The organism is Labrys sp. E2SS-1L (assembly GCF_057073705.1).
In genome coordinates this window covers 1355548-1374421 of record NZ_CP172713.1, presented here as the reverse complement: position 1 = coordinate 1374421, position 18874 = coordinate 1355548, and the positions used below count along the sequence as shown (strand labels likewise).

17 protein-coding genes are annotated in these 18874 nt (G+C 60.9%); 11 read left to right on the top strand and 6 right to left on the bottom strand.

Annotated elements, in window-relative coordinates; all coding sequences use genetic code 11:
• Positions 1 to 6 precede the first annotated feature (6 nt).
• From ACIGJE_RS31905 to ACIGJE_RS31880, 6 genes are read right to left on the bottom strand one after another with little or no spacing between them, the layout of a single operon-like run.
• Entirely contained in the window at positions 7 to 1530 is a 1524-nt protein-coding gene (locus ACIGJE_RS31905; protein WP_483680627.1) for a hydrogenase large subunit, read from the bottom strand.
• Between the two features lie 10 nt (positions 1531 to 1540).
• Complete coding sequence (locus ACIGJE_RS31900) at positions 1541 to 2989, bottom strand: hydrogenase 4 subunit F (RefSeq protein ID WP_483680625.1); 1449 nt, start codon at positions 2987 to 2989, stop codon at positions 1541 to 1543.
• Positions 2986 to 3648 carry a hydrogenase-4 component E gene (locus ACIGJE_RS31895; RefSeq protein WP_149249274.1) on the bottom strand — a complete coding sequence of 221 codons (663 nt, stop codon included), beginning with the start codon at positions 3646 to 3648 and terminating at the stop codon, positions 2986 to 2988. Before ACIGJE_RS31895 ends, ACIGJE_RS31900 begins: the two co-directional genes overlap by 4 nt.
• 1 nt (position 3649) lies before the next feature.
• Positions 3650 to 4600, bottom strand: coding sequence for a respiratory chain complex I subunit 1 family protein (locus ACIGJE_RS31890; protein WP_483680623.1), 951 nt, complete (start codon positions 4598 to 4600; stop codon positions 3650 to 3652).
• Complete coding sequence (gene hyfB, locus ACIGJE_RS31885; protein WP_483680621.1) at positions 4591 to 6600, bottom strand: hydrogenase 4 subunit B; 2010 nt, start codon at positions 6598 to 6600, stop codon at positions 4591 to 4593. The genes ACIGJE_RS31890 and hyfB overlap by 10 nt, the downstream gene beginning before the upstream one ends.
• A gap of 4 nt (positions 6601 to 6604) precedes the next feature.
• Positions 6605 to 6898: a helix-turn-helix domain-containing protein gene (locus tag ACIGJE_RS31880; RefSeq protein WP_415080824.1), complete on the bottom strand. Its 294-nt coding sequence runs from the start codon at positions 6896 to 6898 to the stop codon at positions 6605 to 6607.
• Positions 6899 to 7233: 335 nt separating this feature from the next.
• On the opposite strand from ACIGJE_RS31880, the gene ACIGJE_RS31875 reads away from it, so the two are divergent.
• The 11 genes from ACIGJE_RS31875 to ACIGJE_RS31825 all read left to right on the top strand — a co-directional run bounded on the left by ACIGJE_RS31875 (position 7234) and on the right by ACIGJE_RS31825 (position 18804).
• Positions 7234 to 8025, top strand: coding sequence for a YoaK family protein (locus tag ACIGJE_RS31875; RefSeq protein WP_483680619.1), 792 nt, complete (start codon positions 7234 to 7236; stop codon positions 8023 to 8025).
• A 392-nt stretch (positions 8026 to 8417) separates the two neighbouring features.
• The gene (locus ACIGJE_RS31870) at positions 8418 to 9305 is read left to right on the top strand and encodes an amino acid ABC transporter permease (protein ID WP_311937274.1); all 888 of its coding nucleotides are present in this window, start codon (positions 8418 to 8420) and stop codon (positions 9303 to 9305) included.
• The gene (locus ACIGJE_RS31865) at positions 9302 to 10063 is read left to right on the top strand and encodes an amino acid ABC transporter ATP-binding protein (RefSeq protein WP_483680617.1); all 762 of its coding nucleotides are present in this window, start codon (positions 9302 to 9304) and stop codon (positions 10061 to 10063) included. Before ACIGJE_RS31870 ends, ACIGJE_RS31865 begins: the two co-directional genes overlap by 4 nt.
• Positions 10064 to 10089: 26 nt before the next feature.
• Positions 10090 to 10917 carry an ABC transporter substrate-binding protein gene (locus tag ACIGJE_RS31860; RefSeq protein WP_149249281.1) on the top strand — a complete coding sequence of 276 codons (828 nt, stop codon included), beginning with the start codon at positions 10090 to 10092 and terminating at the stop codon, positions 10915 to 10917.
• An 83-nt stretch (positions 10918 to 11000) separates the two neighbouring features.
• Positions 11001 to 11870, top strand: coding sequence for a polysaccharide deacetylase family protein (locus ACIGJE_RS31855; RefSeq protein ID WP_483680614.1), 870 nt, complete (start codon positions 11001 to 11003; stop codon positions 11868 to 11870).
• A 9-nt stretch (positions 11871 to 11879) separates the two neighbouring features.
• Entirely contained in the window at positions 11880 to 12788 is a 909-nt protein-coding gene (locus ACIGJE_RS31850) for a polysaccharide deacetylase family protein (protein ID WP_415080831.1), read from the top strand.
• Positions 12781 to 14181: an MmgE/PrpD family protein gene (locus ACIGJE_RS31845; protein WP_415080833.1), complete on the top strand. Its 1401-nt coding sequence runs from the start codon at positions 12781 to 12783 to the stop codon at positions 14179 to 14181. The genes ACIGJE_RS31850 and ACIGJE_RS31845 overlap by 8 nt, the downstream gene beginning before the upstream one ends.
• Positions 14178 to 15584 (top strand): argininosuccinate lyase, encoded by a 1407-nt coding sequence (gene argH, locus ACIGJE_RS31840; RefSeq protein WP_483680612.1) that lies wholly within the window; start codon positions 14178 to 14180, stop codon positions 15582 to 15584. Before ACIGJE_RS31845 ends, argH begins: the two co-directional genes overlap by 4 nt.
• A gap of 86 nt (positions 15585 to 15670) precedes the next feature.
• Positions 15671 to 16579, top strand: coding sequence for a LysR substrate-binding domain-containing protein (locus ACIGJE_RS31835; protein WP_415080837.1), 909 nt, complete (start codon positions 15671 to 15673; stop codon positions 16577 to 16579).
• A gap of 170 nt (positions 16580 to 16749) precedes the next feature.
• Entirely contained in the window at positions 16750 to 17787 is a 1038-nt protein-coding gene (locus tag ACIGJE_RS31830) for an IS110 family RNA-guided transposase (RefSeq protein ID WP_394315757.1), read from the top strand.
• Positions 17788 to 18216: 429 nt separating this feature from the next.
• Positions 18217 to 18804, top strand: coding sequence for a TetR/AcrR family transcriptional regulator (locus ACIGJE_RS31825; protein ID WP_415080839.1), 588 nt, complete (start codon positions 18217 to 18219; stop codon positions 18802 to 18804).
• The last annotated feature ends 70 nt before the right edge of the window (positions 18805 to 18874 follow it).

The window sequence follows — 18874 nt, the reverse complement described above, 5'->3', positions numbered from 1 at the left end:
GGAACCTCACAGATCATGTCCGGAATAGGAACAGTTGAAGGATTTGTTGCAGAGCGGAAAATCGGCCACGATGTTGCCGTCGATCGCCGCTTCGAGCAGAGGCCATTGGAACCAGGACGGATCGCGCAGATGGCAGCGGCGGATTCGTCCGTGCTCATCGAGGCTGACCCAGACGAGGATATCGCCGCGAAAGCCCTCCACCAAGGCCATCGCCTCGCCGGCTCTTGCCTGGGATAGATCGGCGTGGACGGGGCCTGGGGGGAGGCGCTCGAGGATCTGGTCGATCAGCGACAGGCTCTGCTCGACCTCCCTGATCCGGATCCAGACCCGGGCATTGACGTCGCCATCGGAAAGGACGGGTATTTCGAACCGCAGATCGTCATAGGGGGGATAGGGCAGGACGCGACGCGTGTCGAAACGCCGACCCGACGCCCGGCCGATGAACCCGCCGCATCCGTATTGGCGTGCCAATGCGGGATCGACGATTCCGGTTCCTACCGTCCGGTCCTGCAGCGAGGCCGTATTGTCGTAGAGCTCCACGAGCGCCGGAAAGACGTGGCGAATTTCAGTCAGGAGGTCCTTTAGCGCGACCTCCCCGTCCGCGACCAGATCGTTGCTGATGCCGCCGGGAATGATGCGATCCATCATCAGGCGGTGCCCGAAGCAAGTCATGGCAGTGCGCAGGACGCGTTCGCGCAGCACGCTGCAATGCGCGTGCATCAAGGCGAAGGCCGCATCGTTGCAGATGGCGCCGATATCGCCGAAATGATTGGCGAGCCGCTCGAGTTCGGCCATCAGGCCCCGCAGCCATACAGCACGCGCCGGCACTGTGGCGTCGTGGACAGATTCAACAGCATTCGCAAAGGCCAAGGCATAAGCGACGGTGCTGTCGCCGGACACGCGACCGGCCAGCTTGGCAGCATGCCCGATATCGGCACCGATCATCAGCCCTTCCACTCCCTTGTGGGTGTAACCGAGCCGTTCCTCGAGCCGGACAACCGTCTCGCCGCCGGCCGTGAATCGGAAATGTCCCGGCTCGATCACGCCGGCATGGACAGGACCAACAGGAATCTGGTGCAGGCCTTCGCCTTCTGCGCCGAGGAAGGGATAGGGCACGGCCAATGCGGGGGAAGGGGTCTGGCCGCCGAGCGGATGCCGCACCGGCCACATTCCGTGATCGAGCCATGGCCTCGTGTCAGGCAGGCCGATCGGCAGCAACCCGAAGAGATCGTGCACGGTGCGTTCCAGGCGCATCGCCGGCGGATGAGACTTGCTCAAGGCGGGGTATTGCCCACCGGGGCAATCATGGGTGACCACCGCCCCGGTCCGCTGCGCTTCATCGACCACCGCGACGCGAACGACGCTGCCGCTCGGCCGATTTTCCCCCCACAGGCCCAGCAGCGTGACGGCACCTTGTTGCAACTGTTCGGCCAGGTCGTGCCACAGGGCATCGTCGGCCGTGATGTGGGGCCAGGAAAGATGCGCCCCAGGCGTAGGATTGGCGGTCAGCAGCTCTTGGAGCGTTGCCATGGCGTGCATCCTAACCAAGCATGTTCGCGACGTGCTGGAACCAGGCAACCAGCGGTGCAGGCAGATAGAAGCCTGCGATCAAGACCAGGGTCAGATGGAGGGCCAGGGGAACATAGGATGCCTTGACCGGCGCCATCGTTCCTTTCGGGGCGCCGAAGGCAAGCCCCTGCATGCGCAGGATCAGGGCTCCGAAGGCGACCAGCAATCCGATCACCAGCGCCAAGGCCAGCAGGGGCTGCCGCCCAAACGTGGCGCTCACGATCAGGAATTCGCTCATGAATACCCCGAACGGCGGCAGGCCGGCGATGGCGAGCACACCAAAAACCAGCCCCCAGCCGAGCGGTGGGTGGCTCTGGGTCAGGCCGCCGATCTCGGCCATCTTCTGGGTGCTTTTGGCTTGGGCGACATGGCCGACGGCAAAGAAGATCGCCGATTTCGTCAGGCTATGCATGGTCATGTGCAGGAGGCCGGCAAAATTGGCGAGCGGGCCTCCCATGCCAAAAGCAAAGGCGATGATGCCCATGTGCTCGATGGAGGAGAAGGCGAACATGCGCTTCATGTCGCGGCGCCGATAGAGCATGAAGCCGGCGAAGATGAGCGAGACGAGGCCCATCGTCACCAGCATCGGACCGGGCGCGATGGCCGCGGGGTTGGCGGCGAGCAGGAGCTTGAAACGCAGCACCGCATAGAGGGCGACATTGAGCAGCAGGCCGGAGAGCACGGCCGAGATCGGTGTCGGCCCTTCGGCGTGCGCGTCGGGCAACCACGCGTGCAGGGGCACCAGGCCCGCTTTGGTGCCGTAACCCAGCAGCAGGAAGATGAAGGCGAGATTGAGCAGCGAGGGATCGAAGTCGGCGGCGTGCCGCAGCAGAACGGTCCAGACCATGCCATCCACGCCTTCGCCCACGATGGGGCGGGCTGCCATATAGACCAGGATGGTGCCAAAAAGGGCCAGTGCAATACCGACACTGCCGAGAATGAAATATTTCCAGGCCGCCTCGATGGCCTCCTGGGTCTGGTAGATCCCCACCATCAGGACGGTGGTCAGCGTGGCAACCTCGATGGCGACCCAGATCAGGCCGATATTGTTGGCCAGCAGAGCAAGGTTCATCGCAAAGAGCAGGACCTGGTACATCGCGTGATAGAAGCGCAGATGCGAGGGCGTCAGCCTGCCGATTTCCAGCTCATGGCCGATATAGCTGGCGCTGAACACGCTGGTGGTGAAAGCCACGAAGGTGTTGAGGAGAAGGAAGACGATATTGAGATCGTCGACCACGATGAAGGAACCTGGGTCCGGTCTGTAGAACAAGAGAGAGAATGCGGCCGCCAGGGTCAGGAAGGCGGAAAGCGCGTTCAGCCTCGCCGACAGCCGGAAATCCGGCAGGACCGCCATGAGGATGGCGGCCAATATCGGAATGATCAGAATCAATGTCGAACCGTCCAGGGCAAGGCCGCTCATTGACGTTCTCCCTGAAAACGGTCGAGAGCCTTGGAATCCACGGTGTCGAAGCGCTCGCTGATGCGAAACAGGAAGATGCCGATGACGAAAAGGGCAATCAGCACCGAAAAGGCGACACTGATCTCGACCACCAGGGGCATGCCCTTTGCCCCGGTGCCTGCGAGGATCAGGCCGTTCTCGATCGACATGAAGCCCACCACCTGGCTGACGGCGTTGCGGCGTGTCACCATCATGAGAAAACCGAGCAGGACGACCGAGAGAGCGAAGGAAAGGTCCTCGCGTGCCAGGGGATCGGCGCCGGCCGTGACGCGCAGCATTATCACCATGGACAGGGCCACCAGGCCGATGCCCGCGAGCATGGTCAATCCCACGCCCACGACCGTCTCCACCTCCCGGTGAATCCCGAGGCGGGCGATGATGCGATGCAAGGCGACGGGAATGATGATCGCCTTGAAGATGAGGGCGATCACCGCGGTGACGTAAAGGTGTGTCGCGCCTTGAACCCAGGCTTGCCAGGCCACCGACAGCGACAGCACCACGGCCTGAAGCGCAAAGATGTTGAGCAGCGCGTAGAGGCGGTTCTGGTAGAGCATCATGAAGCTTACCAGCACCAGGCCGCCGGCCAGGACATGGGCTATGTCGAAGGTGAGCCCGTTCATGTCACAAACTCCTCGACACGAAGAGAAGCAGCGCCCCCAGCAGGCTGAGCATCAAGGCTGCGCCAAGAAAATCGGGGACACGGAAGACGCGCATCTTGGCCACCATCGTCTCGAAAACGGCGAGGAGGGCAGCGGCAAGCAGGAGCTTGATGAAGTAGACGATGGCGCCGATAAAATAGGCGCCGGCGGGCGCACCGGCAGGGGCAAGCCACCAGGGAGCGAAGACGCAACCGATCAGCGAGATATAGAGCACGAGCTTGAGGGAGGCCGACAGCTCGATCAGCGCGAGGTGGCGTCCGGAATATTCCAGCACCATCGCCTCATGCACCATTGTGAGTTCGAGATGCGTGGCCGGATTGTCGATGGGGATCCGCCCGTTCTCGGCAATGGCCACCATCACCAATGCGATCAGGGCGAGCGCGAGCGATACCCTCAGCCCGACCGAGACCATGAAGCCGGCGAGATAGGAAAGCTGGGTCGAACCGGCGAGGAGCGCGACGGAGAAGACGATCATGATCATCGCCGGCTCCGCCAGCGTGGCAATCATCATTTCCCGGCTGGCGCCGATACCGCCGAAACTCGTGCCGACATCCATGCCGGCCAGGGCCAGGAAGAAGCGGGCACTGCCCAGGAGAGCGATCACGACGATGAGGTCGGCCGACCAGCTGAACTGCAGTCCGGTGGCAAAGGTCGGCACGAGAGCGGCGGCCACCCATGTCGCGGCGAAGATCGCATAGGGCGTGACGCGAAAGAGCCAGGAAGCATTGTCGGCCAACACCACCTCCTTGCGCAGGAGGCGCAGAAGGTCGCGGTATGGCTGGAATGGGGAGGGCCCGCGCCGGCGCAACAGATGAGCCTTGATCCGCCGCACCAAGCCGGTGACGAGCGGTGCCAGGCAGAGCACGAGAAACATCTGCAGGGCCTGGATGGCCAGGCTTTCGATCACGGCCATGACGCCAGCACCACGAGGAGGAAGACAAGCAGGAGGAAGACCAGGCTCAGATATTGCCGGATGGTGAGATATTGCAGGCGGTCGAGCCGGTCGGCGGCGAGCAGGACGGCCTTGACCAACGGTCCGTAGATCCCATCCCAGACGAGGTCCCGCAAACTCACCAGAAGACGAGCGGGCCGCTGGTCGCCAGGCCTGGGCATGTCAACGCTTTCGCGCGCGCGGAACAGGGTGGCGCCGTAGACGCGCCGGATCGGCTGGGAAAAGCTGGTGGCGCTGTATTGCGTGATCGGATTGGCGTCCGGAAAGCCGCAATCCCAGGCGGGACCTCGCCTTACGGCCCGCGACGCCAGGCGGTGGATGGCGTAGGCGGACAATGACGCCGAAAAGGTGATGAAGACGAAGACGAGCAGGCCATTGTAGGAACTGCGGCTCGCCGCCACCGGTATGATGGTGAGCCAATCCACACCGGCCTGTGCCGGCATGCGCGCCTTAACCGCGTAGGACACCGCCGGTGCGATGCCATCGATGATGAAGCCTGGAAGAATTCCCGCCAGCAGGCACAAGCTGGCAAGTGCGATCATCGCGCTTTGTGACCAGCGATCAACCTCGCGTGCTTCCTGGGCTGCGAGCGTGCGGGGGCGCCCCAGGAAAATCGTGCCAAAGGCGCGAACGAAGCAGGCCGCCGCCAGGGCTGCGGACAAGGCGAGCAGGGCGCCGATGGCCGGCACCAGCAGCTTGAGGCCCCATTGGGGAATCTGCGGGCTGAGCAGGATGGCCTGAAACGTCAGCCATTCGGATGCGAAGCCGTTCAACGGAGGCAGAGCCGAGATGGCGACACAGGCGACCAGTACGACGACGCTCGTCACGGGCATGCGGTGAATGAGCCCGCCCAGCGCGTTGAGGTCACGTTGCCCGGTCGCCGTCAGGATGGCGCCGGCTCCGAAGAACAGCACGCTCTTGAACAGGGTATGATTGAGGATGTGGAACAAGGCAGCCGTCATGGCCAGCGCGGCCGCTGCGCCAAAACCATTGGCCTGAAAAGCCAGTGCCAGGCCGAGGCCGGCGAATATGAGCCCGACATTCTCGATCGTGCTGTAGGCGAGCAGCCGCTTGAGATCGGTCTGCATCAGAGCCTGGAGAATGCCGAGAACCGCCGAGGCACCGGCCGCGACCAAGATCGGGACGCTCCACCACCATTCCGGCGAGCCGAGCAGGTCGAAGACGATGCGGATGAAGGCATAGATCGCAACCTTGGTCATCACGCCGCTCATGAGGGCCGAGACATGGCTCGGTGCTGCCGGGTGAGCCAGGGGCAGCCAGACATGGAGAGGCACCAGGCCAGCCTTCGAGCCGGCACCGAGCGTCACCAGGGCGAGCACTGCGGCGATTGCCGTTTCCGTCGGGGCTTGATGGCGAATTTGATCGAAGGCGTAGGCGCCCTGGCTACCGGCCAGAAGGCCGAAGGCCAGCAGCAGTGCCAGCGAACCGAAACTCGCCATCACGATATAGACATAGCCGGCCTTGAGGTTGTCCTCCTCGCGATGATGCGCGAGCACCAGCGCCCAGGACGCCAGCGACATCAACTCCCAGGAAAACAGGAAGGCGAAGGCATCCGCGGCGAGGACGACAGCGTTCATTCCCGCAAGGAAGGCGGGATAAAATGGCAATACGCGCAAAGGCTCGTGCTCATGCTTTCCGTAGCCGAGCGCGTAGAGGCTTGCAGCGGAAGCACCGAGGTTGACGATGGCCAGGAAGAAGGCGCTCAACGCATCGATATGGAAATTGGCACCAATCCAAGGCAGGCCGAGGGGCAATTTCAGATCCGCTTCGGGAAGCCGGCCGAGCAGTTGGGCGAGCGCCGTCGCAAGAAGCACGAATGAAACACACAGACTGGCCGAATAGATGAACGTGGTTGCAGACGAGAGGCGTCTTGCCAAGAGCGCCGCGAGTGCAATGGCCAGCAGGACCGCGATACACCCCAAAGCGACGGCAAGCGTCATGGCCTCATTCCTCCATTCCGTCCATGGCGACGCTGCGTGGGGCCTTTGGGGCGGATTGCCTGAGGCGAACCCCACGCCCGCCTGACGAACTGATGCTGCCCTCGCCGATCAGTTCGACACCGGCCGCGGCGAGGGCCTCCACAAGCTTCATCAGAGAGTCGACATTGCCCCGGATAAGGCCCGTTCGTGCCTCCATGCGCTGGATCGTCGGCACGGAAAGATCCGACAGTGCGGCCAGCTTTTTCTGGTCGATACCGAGAAGGGCACGGGCTGCCCGCAATTGCGCTGCAGTGATCATTGTCCCACGCTCACTGAGTGCCATAATTTATATGCAATTTAGAGCTTAATACCACTATATAACAAACTAAACACTTATTATTGATGTTTTATGCATCAATGGCGCCAATGAGGTGTGGCGGGAGACGATACCCAGATTGGCAATGCACTTGCGACGCGTTGGCGGGAGTTTTTTGAAGATGCGTTATTGGAAAATATTTTGAGCGCAATTGGTGAAATAAGTTATGTATATTTTTCAAATATATATAAATATACCATTGGTATTTTAGTTTGGATTTTTCATTAGAAGTAAAAATATGAATTCGAGTAAACTTTAGATTTGGTGTCTGGCACGTAATGAGCGAATTTTCTGATCATTCGAAAAGGCGTACTTTAGCAGTCCAGCTTGTCGATGGTCTGCAAGGTGCGGTCGGTGTCGAGCGCAACGAAAGCGCGGATACCCGACTCGGCGTCGCCCTATGCTTCATCGCCGGTGGCGTGAATGCAGGAGGGTTCCTCGCTGTCGGACAGTATACCTCCCATATGTCCGGCGTGATCTCGTCGCTGGCCGACAACCTCGCGCTTGGGGCCACACATCTGGTGCTGGGGGGCTTGGGTGCGTTGACGGCATTCCTTCTGGGCGCCGCCTGTTCGGCTTTCCTGATCCATTGGGGGCGGCGGCATCGCGCCTATGGTCAATATGCCTTTCCGCTGGTCGTAGAGGCGATTCTATTGCTCCTCTTTGGTCTGATCGGCGGCCTCTACAATCACCGGGTCTTCTTCGTACCGGTGGCCATTCCATTGCTGTGCTTTATCATGGGCCTGCAAAACGCAATCATCACCAAGATTTCCCGGGCTCGAATCCGGACCACCCATCTGACCGGCATGGTGACGGATCTTGGAATAGAACTGGGCAAGCTTTTCTATTGGAACAGGACGGCAAATACTCCCGGTGCCAGGGTTGTCGCTGATCGAACGAAGCTCTCCTTGCTGTGCTCTTTGCTTGGTGCCTTTCTGACAGGCGGGTTGGCGGGCGCTTACGGGTTTCATTTGATTGGCTTTGCAGCCGTGCTTCCATTGGCCACCCTCTTGTTGATCTTAGCGGGGGTACCATTGGCCCTGCGCCATCCGGGGCAGCGATACCCTTAGGCTCAGGACGTTGGTATTGCGGCTGTCCCACTCGAGCAGTAAATGACGATCCGAACATTGCCGTCACGCTGCTCGTGCGGTCAATTTGCCGTCGCACGGATCGGCTCCGCGCCACCTGCGCCCTGTTCTTCGCCTGAAGGCGTATCGAGGGCATGTTCCCTGCTGCCGGGTGTCGAGGCTTCGACGCGTTCCTCTGATAATACGATCGCGACGTTTAAACAGGAGCCCGGATATATCCGCCCTGAGCGGCATGGGATTTATGCGATTCACGCATTAATTCCATGCCCATAACTCGTTTGTATTGGCCCATCCGCTCAGCGTAATCTCATTCTGGAACTAAAATAAAGTCAGCATCCACAATAAGCTGGCGAACACCGGAACGGGGATAGTGCATGAATGGTGCGCCCTTGCAGGGTAATGGTGGATTGACGATCGTCAAGCCAAGGAAGTACGGCACGACTTTGCTGGCATTCCTTTGTATCCTGACGCTCGTTTTTATTGGGAATGCATTTAGAACTGGCGATATTGCTTGGTCTTATGTTGCGGAATATCTGTTCTCCCGACCCGTCATGCTCGGTGTGGTAGGCACAATCGTCATGACATTCTGTGCCATGGCGCTTGGCGTTACGCTCGGCATCGCCGCCGCGATCATGCGGATGTCCGACAACAAGGTGCTGCAGGCGATCTCCAGCGGCTATGTCTGGCTTTTCCGCGGAACGCCGACGCTTCTTCAGTTGCTTTTGTGGTTCAATCTCGCGCTGATCTTCCCCACCATCAGTTTCTTCGGCCTCTATTCGGTCAATACGGTCGATGTGATGACGCCGTTCATGGCGGCTTTGCTCGGGCTCGGCATTCAGCAAGGCGCCTATACGGCCGAAGTGGTGCGCGCCGGCCTGCTCTCCGTTGATCGCGGCCAAACCGAAGCCGCTCTCTCGATCGGGATGACCAAGTTCCGCGCCATGGTCGGCATCGTCTTGCCGCAGGCCATGCGCGTGATCGTGCCGCCTATCGGCAACGAGACCATCGGCATGGTGAAGCTGACGTCGCTCGCCAGCGTCATCCAGTATTCGGAAGTGCTGCGCAGCGTGGAAGACGTCTACTACGCGAATTCGCGCGTGATCGAACTGCTGATCGTCGCAACCATCTGGTACATGGTCGTCGTCACCGTACTCAGCGGTATCCAGATTTATATCGAGCGCTATTTCTCGCGTGGCTGGGGGCGTCGCGACCAAGCCAAGGGGCCGATGCCGAACCTGCCGGCGGAAGAGGTGGCGAAATGACCCCGGTGATCTCCATCAAGGGCGTGCAGAAGTCCTTCGGACAATTCCAGGTCCTCAAAGATATCGACTTCGAGATCGCAAAGGGCGAGGTCGTCTGCGTGATCGGCCCGTCCGGTTCCGGCAAGAGCACGTTCCTGCGCTGCATCAACCAGCTCGAAAGCGTCGATGAAGGCATCATCATCGTCAATGGCGAGATTGCCGGCTATCGCCGCAAGGATGACAAGCTCTATCCCCTCGGCGACCGGGCCGTCGCGCGCCAGCGCCAGGCCGTCGGCATGGTGTTCCAGCGCTTCCATTTGTTTCCCAACAAGACGGTCCTCGAAAACATTACCGAAGGCCCGATCAAGGTGCAAAGGCGCAATGGCGAAGCCTGCCGGGAGGAGGCGCGTTCCCTGTTGCGGCGCGTCGGCCTGGCCGACAAGGCCGGCTCCTATCCCTCGGAACTCTCGGGCGGCCAGCAGCAGCGCGTGGCGATCGCGCGGGCCCTCGCCATGAAGCCGGAGGCGATGCTGTTCGACGAGCCGACTTCGGCGCTCGATCCCGAGCTGGTGGGTGAGGTGCTCGGCGTCATGAAGGAACTGGCCAAGTCCGGCACCACCATGATCGTGGTCACCCATGAAATCGGCTTCTGCCGTGAGGTCGCCGACCGCGTGCTGTTCATGGATCGAGGCACCATCGTGGCCTGCGGCACGCCTACCGAGATCCTGGAAAACCCGCAGAACCCTCGCGTGAAGAGCTTCGTTTCCGCGGTCCTATGACAACAAACATGAAAGAGGAGAACACAATGAAGGGTTTGTCGCTCTTGGCGGCTACCGTGGCGATACTCGCCGCAACCAGCGCTTTCGCGGACAACAAGCTCAATCTGAAGACCGAGGGAGAGCTGCGTGTCCTGATCAACCCGATCTATCCGCCCATGGAGTTCGTGAACCAGAAGAGCGGCGTGCAGGATGGCTTCGATGTCGATCTGGCCAACGCCATCGGAAAGAAGCTGGGCCTGGAGGTCATCTTCATCAATTCCGCCTTTGCCGAGCTGCAAAGCGGCCTGCAGACGGGGCGGGGCGATGTGATCATTTCCGGCATGAGCGACAACCCCAAGCGCCAGGAAGTTATGGATTTCGTGGACTACATCACCAGCGGCCCGATCTTCTTCACCACCAAGGCCAATGCCGACAAATACAAGACCAGTACGGATCTGTGCGGCCAGAAGATCGCTGGAAGCCGCACCGGCACGTTTCCCGACAATGTGAAGGCTTGGAGCGAGAGCAATTGCGTCGGCAAGGGCAAGCCGGCCGTCCAGTTCGACGGCACGGCGGATTCCAATGCGGCTCGCCTCGGCATGCGCCAGGGGCGCTATGATGCCGTCGTTCAGGGCGTCGAGACCATCGCCTATCAGATGAGCGTCGAGCCTGACACCTATGTCATGGTCGGCGAGCCGATCCTCACCAACGACGTCTTTGGCATGGGCTTCAAGAAATCGAACACGGCCTTGCGCGATGCCGTCGCCCAGACCTTGGACGGTCTGATCAAGGACGGCACCTATGCCGACCTCCTGAAGAAATGGGGCTTGAACCACAATGCCGTGGAGAAAGCCGTCATCAATGGTGTGAAATAGCGACCGGGCAGGCGGCGGGCGACCCCGGGCAACAATGTGCTGGGGTCGCTGCCCGTCTCGCACCGCTCGTCGGTCATATTCAAATGTTGGACTCTCCTTATGACGGCCGCAGGCGCCCTTCCTGGCCCTCCGGAAAACGATCTGCCGTCGCCCTGGCCTTCGATGTCGACGGACCGACGGGCGATGCCATGCTCGACGGCAGCCTGCGCGACAATCTGCGTTACTTTACCGAGGGCGCCTACGGCCCCTGGCGGGCCGTGCCGCGCCTGCTGGGGCTGCTTGAAGAATACAGTCTCGTCGCCACCTTCTTCGTCCCCACCTGGGTGGTCGAGCATTGGCCGGCCCGATGCGAGGCGATCCTGCGGGCAGGGCACGAAATCGCCTATCACGGCCATCGCCACGAAGTCTTCATCGACTGCACGCCCGACCAGCAGCTCGAGATCATGCACCGCTCGGCGGCCGTGTTCAGACAGAGGCTCGGGATCGGGCCGGTCGGCTTTCGCACGCCGTCGGGGGACTGGAGCCTGCAGACAGCGGCGCTGCTGCGCGATTTCGGCATTGTCTATTCAAGTTCGATGCGTGGGGACGATCGCCCCTATTTCCATCCTTCCTCGGACGGCAAGCCGGGGCTGGTCGAAATACCCGGCCGTTGGGATATCGACGACTATACGGCGCTCGCCTATTTCGAGGATCCGGATTTTCCCGTGGGCCTCGATCGCATTCCCGATTTCCGGGCGGTGGAACGCAATTGGCGGGCCGAATTCGAGGGCTTTCACCGCGACGGATTATGCTGGACCACGATTTTCCATCCCAAAGTGTCCGCCAAACCTGGCCGCCTCGCCATTCTGCGCGGCCTGTTCGAGGCAATCCGCGCCCATGACGATGTCTGGGTCGCCCGCTGCCGCGACGTCGCGCAGTGGTGGCTCGATCTGCACGGTTTTCCGACGAAGTGATTGCGTGACATGACCGTTTTTAAAAACGTCGATGCGCCCGAGAGGTTTTCCTGGCCGGCGGGCAAATCCTGCGCCGTGGTGGTGAGCGTGCTGTTCGACGATGGCCTGGATGCCATCGCTCGGGCACCCGATCTCAGGAACCGGAGCAAGAGTTTCTCGGTGTGGGAATATGGTGCCAGGCGCGGCGTCGATCGCCTCCTGGAATTGTTCGATGAGCTGGCGCTGCGGACCAGCTGGTTCGTGCCGGGGCTCGTCGCTCAAAAACATGCCGATCTCGTGAGGCGGATCAGCAGCAGCCATGAGATCGCCTGCCGCGGCCTGGCCTTTGAGGATTTCGGGGTGCTTCCGGCCGAAGAGCACAAGGAAATCCTGCTGCGCTCGCGTGCCATCATCGAAGACATCGCAGGCCGCCCGGCCGATGGCTTTCGTCTGCCGCAAGGAAGATGGCCGCGGCATTTCGACCAGTGTTTGGTCGAGGCCGGCTTCAAATGGTCGGCCTCGCTCAACGGTGATGATCTGCCCTATCTGCACCGCTCTTCGCTGGTCGAGATCCCCGTCCATATCGAGCTGGAGGATCGACCCTATTTTCAGTTCAATTTCACGCCTCCCTTCCCGAAGGGCCTTGGGCGTATCGCGTCCTACGACGGCGTCCTGCACAATTGGATCACCGAATTCGACGCCTATCGGCGCTATGGCCTGTGCTACGTGCTCCAGGTCCGCCCCGAAATGCTGGGTACGCCCGGCCGTATCTTCATTCTCCAGGACCTGCTGCATCACATACTCGACCATGACGATGTCTGGTTGACGACGGGCGGAGACCTGGCGGCGTGGGCGGCGCAGCGGGTATCGCCCGCACCTGCCGACCATCCGCTGGAAGTCTTCGAGGCCTACCGCAGGGAAGAGGCCTGCGATGAGTGAATTTCTGGCAGAAAACCTGGCGCGCAAGATCGGGCAGGTCCGGTTCTCGGACTTTCCCGCCGCCACCGTCCACAAGGCGAAACTTCATATCCTCGACACGCTCGGCGCGGCTCTGGCCGGATCGGCTTCGCCGGAAACACGGTCCGTGATCCACGGCCTCGGCCTGGGGCGGGACACCGGCGACACGCCCGTCTGGGGTATTGGCCTCATGCTGGACAACCGGACCGCGAGCTTCGTCAATGGTGTGTCGGCCCACGCCTTCGAGCTCGACGATGCCGGCGGCTGCGATCATTCCGGTGCAGTCGTCCTGCCGGCGGTTCTTGCCGCCTTGACCGATGTCCAGGTTTCCGTCGACGGGGCCGGTTTCCTGAAGAGCATCCTGATCGGCTATGAGGTCGGTCGCCGCGTGCTGGAAGCCTCCGGTGGTTATGAAGCCCATAACGGGCTGGGCTGGCATTCGACCGGCACCTGCGGCGTCTTCGGCGCTGCGGCGGCAGCCGGCGTGCTGCTTGGCCTCGATACGCCGCAATTGACTTCCGCACTAGGCTTGGCCTGTTCCTATGCCGGCGGAACCTGGGCCTTCATCCAGGATGGGAGCCAGGCCAAGAAACTCCACGCCGGGCGCGCAGCCGAGGGGGGCCTGATCGCCGCAAAACTGGCTCGCGCTTCGCTGACCGGTCCGGCGGCACTCTTCGATGCGCAATGCTGGGGAGGTTTCTTTTCGACCTTCGCACGCCACACCGGCGATACCGGCCTGCTGGTCTCGGATTTCGGCCAGAACTGGCGTTTGAACCGCTGCTCGATCAAGCCTTATGCCACCTGCCGCGGAACGCATTCGGCCATCGACGCCATCGGGCTCGTTCTCGGCCGGGAGGGGCTCGTGCCCGAAGACGTCGCGGCAATCGAGGTGCGCATGAGTGCCTTTCAGATCGGCATGTGCGGCGGAAAATCGGTATCAACCCGGGCCGATGCCCAGATGAGCTTGCCCTATGCCCTGGCCGCAAGGCTCCAATACGGACAGGTGACCTTGGCGGAACTCGGGGAGACTGCTCGCATGCATCCCCAGATCGCGCGCTGGTTGTCGTTCATCCGGACAGAAGCCGATCCAGACATGAGCGATGATGCCGAGCCCGTGATTGCCGTCACCACCGGGGACGGTCGCCGCTTCGTCGAGACGGTGGAACAGCCATTGGGCAGTCCGGCAAACCCGATGGCCGATGAAGCCGTGATCGCCAAGTTCACCGGCCTGGCATCCGGCGTCGTAGGGCTCGATCGCAGCGACGCCATCCGGGACTTCGTGCTGAATCTGGAGCGCCAACCGGCAGTTCATTGCCTGTCCGCCTTGCTCCGGCATCCGTCCCCCGCAATTCCAATGTCAGGAGCTAAGGCATGACAACCTCTACCGACAAGACCTGGTCTCCCCTGTTCAAGGAACCGGTGTCCGCCGACTTCCGGGATTTCCACGAATGCCTGGATCAGGACAAGCGCATTGCCCTGCACGATGTGGCCGGATCGCGGGTCCATGCCGACATGCTGGCGCGTGCCGGGATCATTTCGCCAGCCGACAACGAAGCCATCCAGGGTGGGCTTGCGGCGATCGCGCGGGAAATGCGCGAGGGCACCTTCGCATGGAAGAAGGAGCTGGAAGACGTTCACATGAATGTCGAGCAGCGCCTGACCGACCTCGTCGGCGATGCCGGCAAGAGGCTCCACACCGCCCGCTCGCGCAACGACCAGAATGCCACCGATATCCGCCTCTACGCCCGTGACGAACTCGATGCGCTCGCCGGCGAGATCAAGGTCCTCATCGCATCCTTCGTCGATCTTGCCGAACAGCATGCCGCGACCATCATGCCGGGCTTCACCCATTTGCAGGTCGCCCAGCCCATCACCTTCGGCCATCATCTGATGGCCTATGCCGAAATGTTCCTGCGTGACCTCGAGCGCGTGGGCCAGGCGCGCGACAGGCTCAACGTCTCGCCCCTGGGGGCCGCAGCCCTTGCCGGCAGCGGCTACCCCATCGATCCCGAATATAGTGCGCAGGCCCTCGGCTTTGCCGACGTCTGCCACAACTCGCTGGATGCGGTCTCCGATCGCGACTACATCTGCGACATCGCCAATGCCGGTGCTCTCATCATGGTCCACCTCTCCCGCTTTTGCGAGGAAGTGATCATGTGGTGCACCCCGATGTTCGATTTCATCGAGGTCGGTGACCAGTTCTGCACCGGCTCGTCCATCATGCCCCAGAAACGCAACCCCGATCTCGCCGAACTCGTGCGGGGCAAGGCGGCGCGTGTGATTGGCAATCTGAGCTTTGCGGTGACGCTCAACAAGAACCTGCCGCTGGCGTTCAACAAGGACCAGCAGGAGTGCAAGCCACCGCTTACCGATACGCTGGAGACGACGCGCGGCGCCGTGTCCGTGGTCGCACAGATGATCCGTACCATCAAGGTGCACAAGGACAAGATGCTCGCCGCCGCGGACAAGGGCTATTCGACTGCGACCGACCTTGCGGACTATCTGGTGCGCGCCGGCCTGCCGTTTCGCGATGCCCATCATGCGGTGGCGGCCATTGTCGGCCTGGCCCGGGAGCGGGGGCTTGGAACCTTGTCGCAACTCGCCCTGGCCGACATGCGTCGCTTTGCGTCCGTGATCGGCGATGATGTCTATCAGGTCCTGACCGTGGAAGGCTCCGTGGCCAGCCGCAACCATACCGGCGGAACGGCGCCTGGACAGGTCCACCGCCAGATCGCACGAGTTCGTGCAATGCTGGCCCGACCATCCACCCACCTGTAAGTCAGGAGCCTGTGCCCTTTTGGAAAGCGCAGGCTTTGCCTATGGTTTGACATTGCCGACAGGGACCTTGAACCGACGGGGGTAAATTGGAGCATAAGATCGACGCCAATCGCCTGCCTCCCCTGCAGACGCTTCAAACCTTCGCCGTGGTCGCGGCAACTGGCAGCTTTACACTGGCAGCAGAGCAACTGAACTTGAGCCAAAGTGCGATCAGCCGGCAGATCCAGCAGTTGGAACACTATTTCAGCTGCAGCCTGTTCGAGCGGCATACGCGCAAGGTCGTCGTGTCGGCGCAGGGACAGGCGCTGCTGCCTATCGTCGAAAGCCTGATCCTGTCGTTCAAGAACTCTTTCGAAGCCTTGCGGGCCCAGTCACGGACATTGACGGTGCGCATGACGCCGACCTTCGCGCGGAGGTGGCTGCTTCCAAGACTTCCGCTTCTCAAGCAGGCTCATCCGGACCTGAGTATCAGCATCGACACGGCCTGGTTTATCAGGCCGACCTTCGGGTTGGGGGATGTCGACATGGTGATAACCTATGGCAATGGCACGTCGCCAGGCATGGATGTCATTCCCCTCCTGGAAGAACGCCTGACGCCGATGTGCGCGCCGAGCGTGGCCGCCGCGCTCGGGTCGCCAGCCAATCTGCACAACCTGTCGCAGTTCACCTTGTTGCATTCGAACGTGCGCCATAGCGATTGGGTTCTCTGGCTGCGGGCGGAGGGGCAATATAATTTCAAGGCCTTCAGCCACCAGGTTTTCGATACCCATGATTTTGCCCTTACTGCCGCCGCTGCCGGCTTGGGCGTCGTCACGGGAGATCTGGGCATGGCAGTGGAGGATCTCAGGCGTGGCGATCTGGTGACACCCTTCGATCGGGTCGTGTCGAGCGGCTACGGCTACTTTGCCTTCTATCCGGCCCAGGAGGACGCCAGAAGGAAGGTTGCGGACTTCGCCGATTGGCTGCGTAAAGCCTGCGCCAGCTTCCAGGACTAGTGCCGGCTCTGCCGCAGCGGCGATGTGAAGTCGCGACAAGGCTACGTGTTTAGATGGGGTATTCGGCTGTCTGGGCCCCTCGTTTTCCCCATTGAGGTGCTGCGCTTCGAGCTGATGATAATCGCGGTCTGTTTTGGAGCAGCCACAAGCATCAGGTGGAGAAGCGCAGCATGTCATATTATGTTGGCCTGGACGTCTCGGTCAAAGAGACCTCGGTTTGTATCGTGAACGAAGCCGGCAAGATTTGCCGTGAGACCAAGATTCCGAGCTATCCCGACGATTTGGTGCGGTTGCTCAATGATCCTGCGATGCCAGCGACTCGCATCGGACTTGAAGCAGGACCGCTGTCACAGTGGCTGTTCAGCGGGATGGCGGCAGCCGAGCTACCGGTGGTTTGCATCGAGACACGGCACACGAAGGCCTACCTGAAGGCACAGGTGAATAAGAGCGATCGCAACGACGCCCGTGGCATTGCCCAGATGATGCGGGTCAACTTGTTCCGGCCCGTGCATGTGAAGACGCTCACCAGCCAGAAACGCCGAGCTTTGCTGACCGCGCGCAAGCTGTTGCAGGAAAAGGCAGTGGCAATCGAGAACGATATTCGTGGGCTGCTGCGCAACTTCGGGCTTAAGGTCGGCATTGTGGGTGTAATCAAGTTCGGCGACCGAATCCGTGAACTTGTCGATGGCATCTCCGACTTGGCCGAGATCATGGAACCTCTGCTGGCAGCTCGTCAGAAACTGCGCGAACAGTTCATGGTTTTGCAGGGAAAATTATTGTCGCTTGTGAAGCATGACCCTGTTTGCAGACGATTGATGACCGTGCCTGGCGTGGGTCCCGTTGTTGCGTTGGCTTTCAAAGCCACGGTCGACATTCCGGCACGCTTCAGGAATTCGAAGGCTGTGGGTCCTTCCCTCGGTTTGACGCCACGGCTGCATCAATCAGGGGAAGACTATCGAGTCGGACGTGTTTCACTGTGCGGCGACGCCATGATGCGGACGCTGCTTTATGAGGCCGCACAAGTCTTGCTGACCGTCGTGAAGAAGTGGTCATGGTTGAAAGCGTGGGCGATGAATATTGCCAAACGCCGTGGCCGACAAAGGGCTACAGTCGCCCTTGCACGCAGATTGGCGGTCATCATGCACAGGATATGGATTGATGGCAGCGAGTTCCGTTGGGCTCGAGAAGATACGTCAGCGGTGATGTAGCTGATTCATCGACGAACAGAACGCAGCGACCAATAACGGAATCCGCCTTGGGGTGGATAGATGTCCTTCGCGGGACGGAGGATGGGGAAGAGCGTGCCGGGACTCGTGTCGACCATGGCAACATGGTGAGAACGCTGTTTAGATTGCTCCCTTCATTCCAACTGATCCCATCCTGGGATGGCCAAAAGCGCCGATCCCGAAGAGAAGCGAGGCCCCGCGAATGGCATCGAAACCCCTTGGATGAGGGAGCTCGAAAGCGCTTGACTTCAACACGCCGAATAGAGAAGTCCCGGCATTTGGTGGATTTGAAACAGGGTGGAAGGCCTTGCGGGTCATTTGCGATGCCGGGGCCGAGCGTGTTCAGCTATGAAGCAGGCGGAAAACAGATTTACGCTTGACGGCCTCCCTACTAAAAGGTAGACAAGTCCCATGAGCAATCTCTCGACGACGTCTGACGATATCCTGGCCTCTGCGCGCTCCCTCATCATGAATGGGGGGTATAACGGTTTCAGCTACGCCGACATCGCTGAAGTCGTTGGGATCCGCAAGGCCAGTATTCATCACCATTTTCCAAGCAAGGTGGACTTGGTCCGTACGCTCGTGCGGCGATATCGCGAAGAAGCCGAGTCAGGTTTGGCGGGGCTTGAGCGGAATGTGCGCAGTCCTGTCGAACTCCTCAAAGCCTATGCGGGCTTCTGGGCCAAGTGCATTGAGGATGCGAGCATTCCTTTTTGCGTTTGCGCTCTGCTCGCCAGCGAGTTGCCGGCGCTGCCCCCGGAAGTGGCGGTGGAAGTGAGGGCCTTTTTCCGGTTTCTATCGGGTTGGCTGACGTCAGTCTTGGAGCGTGGCTCGAATGAGGGTGTCTTGAAGCTGTCAAGCGAGCCGCGGATCGAGGCTGAGGCGTTCATGGCGTCCGTGCATGGAGCCATGCTTTCAGCGCGCGCTTACGGAACCCCGGACGTGTTCGCCACCATTCTGGCGCCCACCTTGGAGCGGCTGTCGTCGCCTGCTGCTTGACAACGCTCGGGGCGGAATAGTCTGCCCCGCGCAGAAATTATATCCAATAAACTACCAACTAGTAGGAAGT

Bases quoted from the DNA above. Each gene is read 5' to 3' on its own strand.
- ACIGJE_RS31905 (WP_483680627.1), bottom strand. From the start codon at position 1,530: ATGGCAACGCTCCAAGAGCTGCTGACCGCCAATCCTACGCCTGGGGCG.
- ACIGJE_RS31900 (WP_483680625.1), bottom strand. From the start codon at position 2,989: ATGAGCGGCCTTGCCCTGGACGGTTCGACATTGATTCTGATCATTCCG.
- ACIGJE_RS31895 (WP_149249274.1), bottom strand. From the start codon at position 3,648: ATGAACGGGCTCACCTTCGACATAGCCCATGTCCTGGCCGGCGGCCTG.
- ACIGJE_RS31890 (WP_483680623.1), bottom strand. From the start codon at position 4,600: ATGGCCGTGATCGAAAGCCTGGCCATCCAGGCCCTGCAGATGTTTCTC.
- hyfB (WP_483680621.1), bottom strand. From the start codon at position 6,600: ATGACGCTTGCCGTCGCTTTGGGGTGTATCGCGGTCCTGCTGGCCATT.
- ACIGJE_RS31880 (WP_415080824.1), bottom strand. From the start codon at position 6,898: ATGATCACTGCAGCGCAATTGCGGGCAGCCCGTGCCCTTCTCGGTATC.
- ACIGJE_RS31875 (WP_483680619.1), top strand. From the start codon at position 7,234: ATGAGCGAATTTTCTGATCATTCGAAAAGGCGTACTTTAGCAGTCCAG.
- ACIGJE_RS31870 (WP_311937274.1), top strand. From the start codon at position 8,418: ATGAATGGTGCGCCCTTGCAGGGTAATGGTGGATTGACGATCGTCAAG.
- ACIGJE_RS31865 (WP_483680617.1), top strand. From the start codon at position 9,302: ATGACCCCGGTGATCTCCATCAAGGGCGTGCAGAAGTCCTTCGGACAA.
- ACIGJE_RS31860 (WP_149249281.1), top strand. From the start codon at position 10,090: ATGAAGGGTTTGTCGCTCTTGGCGGCTACCGTGGCGATACTCGCCGCA.
- ACIGJE_RS31855 (WP_483680614.1), top strand. From the start codon at position 11,001: ATGTTGGACTCTCCTTATGACGGCCGCAGGCGCCCTTCCTGGCCCTCC.
- ACIGJE_RS31850 (WP_415080831.1), top strand. From the start codon at position 11,880: ATGACCGTTTTTAAAAACGTCGATGCGCCCGAGAGGTTTTCCTGGCCG.
- ACIGJE_RS31845 (WP_415080833.1), top strand. From the start codon at position 12,781: ATGAGTGAATTTCTGGCAGAAAACCTGGCGCGCAAGATCGGGCAGGTC.
- argH (WP_483680612.1), top strand. From the start codon at position 14,178: ATGACAACCTCTACCGACAAGACCTGGTCTCCCCTGTTCAAGGAACCG.
- ACIGJE_RS31830 (WP_394315757.1), top strand. From the start codon at position 16,750: ATGTCATATTATGTTGGCCTGGACGTCTCGGTCAAAGAGACCTCGGTT.
- ACIGJE_RS31825 (WP_415080839.1), top strand. From the start codon at position 18,217: ATGAGCAATCTCTCGACGACGTCTGACGATATCCTGGCCTCTGCGCGC.